Below are 6,456 nucleotides of genomic sequence, written 5' to 3' on the forward strand. Positions count from 1 at the left end.
GTTACCGTGCCACCATGTGCCAACTCCTGGGAATGAACTGCAATACGCCGACCGACGTGACGTTCAGCTTCACCGGCTTTGCGCAGCGCGCAGGCCACACAGGCGACCATTGCGACGGCTGGGGCATCGCCTTCTTTGAAGACAAGGGTGTGCGCCACTTCGTGGACCACCAGCGCGCCGTCGATTCGCCGGTGGCAGACCTGATCCGCCGCTACCCCATCAAAAGCTGCAACGTCATCTCGCACATCCGCAAGGCCACGCAGGGCGCTGTCAGCCTGCAGAACTGCCACCCCTTCGTGCGCGAACTGTGGGGCCGCTATTGGGTGTTTGCGCACAACGGCGACCTCAAAGACTTCAGGCCGCGTCTGCACGGCAGCTTCCATCCGGTGGGCTCGACCGACAGCGAGCACGCGTTCTGCTGGATCATGCAGGAGCTGGCCAAATCACATGCCGATGTGCCAAGCATTGGCGAACTGACGCTCACGCTGCGCGAACTCGCTGCGCACATTGCACCGCACGGCACCTTCAATTTCCTGCTGTCCAATGGCCAGGCCCTGTGGGCCCATGCCTCGACCCACCTGTATTACATCGAGCGCCACTATCCATTTGCCCAGGCCCACTTGGCCGATGAAGACGTGCGGGTGGATTTTTCCACGCAAACCTCACCGACCGATCGGGTGGCCGTGATCGTGACCGCTCCACTGACCCGCAATGAAATCTGGCAGCCGTTTGGAAACCAGGAACTCAAGGTGTTTGTCGATGGTGCTGTCTATGCCGAAGCAGGCACGGCTTTGCCCCCGGACAGCGCAGCGCGCTAGTCTGGCTACCCATTTGGCGTGGCTCCTCGCCTATTCTCAGGCAGTTATATATTTATTTCCTGCGCCCCAAACTGCTGGATTTCTGCGTTCTTTCGCGCCCCAAAGCAGAAACGCCCCCCTCATTGCTGAGGGGGGCGCGACTGGGCTGTAAGAGCCTGACGATGACCTACTTTCACACGGGAACCCGCACTATCATCGGCGCGAAGTCGTTTCACTGTCCTGTTCGGGATGGGAAGGAGTGGGACCGACTTGCTATGGTCATCAGGCATAACTGGGTGCCTGGCTGATCTTTGGATCAACCGGGCGAATTCATAGAGTTTGGAATCAGCTTGTTTTATTTGACTGCGTCAACTTGGCATAACGACCTTGATCGATTTGATCAAAGTTATAGGGTCAAGCCGCACGAGCAATTAGTACTGGTTAGCTTAATGCATTGCTGCACTTCCACACCCAGCCTATCAACGTCCTGGTCTTGAACGACTCTTTAGGGGGGTCAAGCCCCCGGCAGATCTCATCTTGAAACGAGTTTCCCGCTTAGATGCTTTCAGCGGTTATCTCTTCCACACTTAGCTACTCGGCAATGCCACTGGCGTGACAACCGATACACCAGAGGTGTGTCCACTCCGGTCCTCTCGTACTAGGAGCAGGCTTCCTCAAATCTGCAGCGCCCACGGAAGATAGGGACCAAACTGTCTCACGACGTTTTAAACCCAGCTCACGTACCTCTTTAAATGGCGAACAGCCATACCCTTGGGACCGGCTACAGCCCCAGGATGAGATGAGCCGACATCGAGGTGCCAAACACCGCCGTCGATATGAACTCTTGGGCGGTATCAGCCTGTTATCCCCAGAGTACCTTTTATCCGTTGAGCGATGGCCCTTCCATACAGAACCACCGGATCACTATGTCCTGCTTTCGCATCTGCTCGACTTGTCAGTCTCGCAGTTAAGCACGCTTATGCCATTGCACTATCGTCACGATGTCCGACCGTAACTAGCGTACCTTCGAACTCCTCCGTTACGCTTTGGGAGGAGACCGCCCCAGTCAAACTGCCTACCATGCACTGTCCCCGATCCCGATAAGGGACCTGGGTTAGAACCTCAAACACACCAGGGTGGTATTTCAACGTTGGCTCCATGTGATCTAGCGACCACACTTCAAAGCCTCCCACCTATCCTACACAGATCTGTTCAAAGTCCAATACAAAGCTACAGTAAAGGTTCATGGGGTCTTTCCGTCTTTCCGCGGGGAGATTGCATCATCACAAACATTTCAACTTCGCTGAGTCTCTGGAGGAGACAGTGTGGCCATCGTTACGCCATTCGTGCAGGTCGGAACTTACCCGACAAGGAATTTCGCTACCTTAGGACCGTTATAGTTACGGCCGCCGTTTACTGGGACTTCAATCAAGAGCTTGCACCCCATCATTTAATCTTCCAGCACCGGGCAGGCGTCACACCCTATACGTCCACTTTCGTGTTTGCAGAGTGCTGTGTTTTTATTAAACAGTCGCAGCCACCGATTTTTTGCAACCCCTTTGGGCTCCCTTTGTTCAAGTTCACCTACTTGGGGCATACCTTCTCCCGAAGTTACGGTATCAATTTGCCGAGTTCCTTCTCCAGAGTTCTCTCAAGCGCCTTAGAATACTCATCTCGCGCACCAGTGTCGGTTTGCGGTACGGTCGTCAATAGCTGAAGCTTAGTGGCTTTTCCTGGAAGCAGGGTATCACTCACTTCGTCTGCAAGCAGACTCGTTATCACCCCTCATCTTAGCCCGGCGGATTTGCCTACCGGGCACGACTACAGGCTTGAACCAACATATCCAACAGTTGGCTGAGCTAACCTTCTCCGTCCCCACATCGCACTATTGATCGGTACAGGAATATTGACCTGTTTCCCATCAGCTACGCATCTCTGCCTCGCCTTAGGGGCCGACTCACTCTACGCCGATGAACGTTGCGTAGAAAACCTTGCGCTTACGGCGAGGGGGCTTTTCACCCCCTTTAACGCTACTCATGTCAGCATTCGCACTTCTGATACCTCCAGCATCCATTACCAGACACCTTCACAGGCCTACAGAACGCTCTCCTACCACGTGCAATAAATTGCACATCCGCAGCTTCGGTAACTGGCTTAGCCCCGTTACATCTTCCGCGCAGGACGACTCGATCAGTGAGCTATTACGCTTTCTTTAAATGATGGCTGCTTCTAAGCCAACATCCTGACTGTTTTAGCCTTCCCACTTCGTTTCCCACTTAGCCAATTTTAGGGACCTTAGCTGGCGGTCTGGGTTGTTTCCCTCTTGAGTCCGGACGTTAGCACCCGGTGCTCTGTCTCCCAAGCTGTACTCGTCGGTATTCGGAGTTTGCATAGGTTTGGTAAGTCGCCATGACCCCCTAGCCTAAACAGTGCTCTACCCCCGACGGTAATACTTGAGGCACTACCTAAATAGTTTTCGGAGAGAACCAGCTATTTCCAAGTTTGTTTAGCCTTTCGCCCCTATCCACAGCTCATCCCCTAGTTTTGCAACACTAGTGGGTTCGGACCTCCAGTACCTGTTACGGCACCTTCATCCTGGCCATGGATAGATCACTTGGTTTCGGGTCTACACCCAGCGACTATGTTCGCCCTATTCGGACTCGATTTCTCTACGGCTTCCCTATTCGGTTAACCTTGCCACTGAATGTAAGTCGCTGACCCATTATACAAAAGGTACGCAGTCACCCCTTGCGAGGCTCCTACTTTTTGTAAGCATGCGGTTTCAGGATCTATTTCACTCCCCTCCCGGGGTTCTTTTCGCCTTTCCCTCACGGTACTGGTTCACTATCGGTCGATGATGAGTATTTAGCCTTGGAGGATGGTCCCCCCATATTCAGACAGGATTTCTCGTGTCCCGCCCTACTTGTCTGCAGCCTAGTACCACATGTCGGTTTTCGCATACAGGGCTATCACCTGCTATGGCCGGGCTTTCCATCCCATTTTGCTAACCGTCGTGCTATCACTGCAAGGCTTGTCCGATTTCGCTCGCCACTACTTTCGGAATCTCGGTTGATGTCTTTTCCTCGAGCTACTGAGATGTTTCAGTTCACCCGGTTCGCCTCGCAACCCTATGTATTCAGGTTGCGATACCCCGAAGGGTGGGTTTCCCCATTCAGAAATCTCCGGATCAAAGCTTATTTGCCAGCTCCCCGAAGCTTATCGCAGGCTATCACGTCTTTCGTCGCCTATCATCGCCAAGGCATCCACCACATGCTCTTAGTCACTTGACCCTATAACTTTGACGTCTCTTAACGAAACATCTCCATTTTCTTTCAAGGACTTGCCAGGTCTTTCACCCGGCGCGTTATGCCGTAATCAACTACGGCTCTTTCGAGCCTTCATCGTATTACTTTTGAATTTCAAAGCTAGTTTGAATATTCGTTTTGACGCAATCAAAAATTCTTGTTGCTGATGGCACGGTCTGCACTAAACCTTTACGAATGTGCAGTTTCCATCAGCAACGCTGATTCGACTCTATGAATTTTTAAAGAACAGCCGATTGATCGATTGATATCGATCAACATCAAAGCAGCCTTTTGCAAAGCTGCTTTGGTGTTGATTCACCGCCCTTGCGGGCGCATCGTGTTGGTTGGTGGAGGATGACGGGATCGAACCGACGACCCCCTGCTTGCAAAGCAGGTGCTCTCCCAGCTGAGCTAATCCCCCAGGAATCGCATTGTCGTGTCGCCCCTGGACTGCAGCACTTGGTGGGTCTGGGTGGTCTCGAACCACCGACCCCCGCCTTATCAAGACGGTGCTCTAACCAACTGAGCTACAGACCCAAGCCGGCCACTGCCGTCGACAGGCACTTATCGCACCCGCCGCTTTGCAGCGACTTCTTCCAACAACCGATAAGTGTGGGCGTTCAAATTGAATTGCAGTTTTCCAGAAAGGAGGTGATCCAGCCGCACCTTCCGATACGGCTACCTTGTTACGACTTCACCCCAGTCACGAACCCTGCCGTGGTAATCGCCCTCCTTGCGGTTAGGCTAACTACTTCTGGCAGAACCCGCTCCCATGGTGTGACGGGCGGTGTGTACAAGACCCGGGAACGTATTCACCGTGACATTCTGATCCACGATTACTAGCGATTCCGACTTCACGCAGTCGAGTTGCAGACTGCGATCCGGACTACGACTGGCTTTATGGGATTAGCTCCCCCTCGCGGGTTGGCAACCCTTTGTACCAGCCATTGTATGACGTGTGTAGCCCCACCTATAAGGGCCATGAGGACTTGACGTCATCCCCACCTTCCTCCGGTTTGTCACCGGCAGTCCCATTAGAGTGCCCAACTGAATGTAGCAACTAATGGCAAGGGTTGCGCTCGTTGCGGGACTTAACCCAACATCTCACGACACGAGCTGACGACAGCCATGCAGCACCTGTGTTATGGCTCTCTTTCGAGCACAATCGCGTCTCTGCGATCTTCCATACATGTCAAAGGTGGGTAAGGTTTTTCGCGTTGCATCGAATTAAACCACATCATCCACCGCTTGTGCGGGTCCCCGTCAATTCCTTTGAGTTTTAACCTTGCGGCCGTACTCCCCAGGCGGTCAACTTCACGCGTTAGCTTCGTTACTGAGAAAGTGAATTCCCAACAACCAGTTGACATCGTTTAGGGCGTGGACTACCAGGGTATCTAATCCTGTTTGCTCCCCACGCTTTCGTGCATGAGCGTCAGTGCAGGCCCAGGGGATTGCCTTCGCCATCGGTGTTCCTCCGCATATCTACGCATTTCACTGCTACACGCGGAATTCCATCCCCCTCTGCCGCACTCCAGCTATGCAGTCACTAATGCAGTTCCCAGGTTGAGCCCGGGGATTTCACATCTGTCTTACATAACCGCCTGCGCACGCTTTACGCCCAGTAATTCCGATTAACGCTTGCACCCTACGTATTACCGCGGCTGCTGGCACGTAGTTAGCCGGTGCTTATTCTTACGGTACCGTCATGGGCCCTCTTTATTAGAGAAGACCTTTTCGTTCCGTACAAAAGCAGTTTACAACCCGAAGGCCTTCATCCTGCACGCGGCATGGCTGGATCAGGCTTTCGCCCATTGTCCAAAATTCCCCACTGCTGCCTCCCGTAGGAGTCTGGGCCGTGTCTCAGTCCCAGTGTGGCTGGTCGTCCTCTCAGACCAGCTACAGATCGTCGGCTTGGTAAGCTTTTATCCCACCAACTACCTAATCTGCCATCGGCCGCTCCGTCCGCGCAAGGCCCTTGCGGGTCCCCTGCTTTCATCCGTAGATCGTATGCGGTATTAGCACAGCTTTCGCTGCGTTATCCCCCACGATCGGGCACGTTCCGATGTATTACTCACCCGTTCGCCACTCGTCAGCATCCGAAGACCTGTTACCGTTCGACTTGCATGTGTAAGGCATGCCGCCAGCGTTCAATCTGAGCCAGGATCAAACTCTACAGTTCGATCTTGTGTTTTTTGCCCCTTGCGGGGCCACTCAAAAAATCAAGAATTGAAGTGAACTTCACTTCTTTACTCTCATGAGCGTTTAAAGTCTTGCGACTTGAGTTCCAAAGAACTTGGCAATCGCCTTCAAACGCCCACGCTTATCGGCTGTATATTTTTAAGGTTCCTGGCAGA

1 protein-coding gene, 2 tRNA genes and 3 rRNA genes are annotated in these 6,456 nt (G+C 53.2%); 1 reads left to right on the top strand and 5 read right to left on the bottom strand.

What is annotated here, in order from left to right; genetic code table 11:
• Positions 1-14: 14 nt before the first annotated feature.
• Entirely contained in the window at positions 15-818 is an 804-nt protein-coding gene (locus B2J86_RS16825; protein ID WP_173026183.1) for a class II glutamine amidotransferase, read from the top strand.
• A gap of 153 nt (positions 819-971) precedes the next feature.
• Here B2J86_RS16825 and rrf read toward each other — a convergent pair.
• The 5 genes from rrf to B2J86_RS16850 form a co-directional block, all read right to left on the bottom strand.
• Positions 972-1,084, bottom strand: a 5S ribosomal RNA gene (gene rrf / locus B2J86_RS16830).
• Positions 1,085-1,207: 123 nt separating this feature from the next.
• Positions 1,208-4,087, bottom strand: a 23S ribosomal RNA gene (locus B2J86_RS16835).
• Positions 4,088-4,447: 360 nt separating this feature from the next.
• Positions 4,448-4,523: transfer RNA gene (locus B2J86_RS16840), tRNA-Ala, on the bottom strand.
• Positions 4,524-4,562: 39 nt separating this feature from the next.
• A tRNA-Ile gene (locus B2J86_RS16845) sits at positions 4,563-4,639 on the bottom strand.
• Between the two features lie 107 nt (positions 4,640-4,746).
• Positions 4,747-6,281 (bottom strand): 16S ribosomal RNA (locus B2J86_RS16850).
• Together the 16S, 23S and 5S rRNA genes with 2 tRNA genes alongside form the textbook arrangement of a ribosomal RNA operon.
• Between the last annotated feature and the right edge of the window lie 175 nt (positions 6,282-6,456).

Source organism: Acidovorax sp. SRB_14 (genome assembly GCF_012932145.1).
In the GTDB taxonomy this organism is placed as follows: Bacteria; Pseudomonadota; Gammaproteobacteria; order Burkholderiales; family Burkholderiaceae_C; genus Simplicispira.

Coding starts and splice junctions, on each gene's coding strand:
- B2J86_RS16825 (WP_173026183.1), top strand. CDS start 15: ATGTGCCAACTCCTGGGAATGAACTGCAATACGCCGACCGACGTGACG.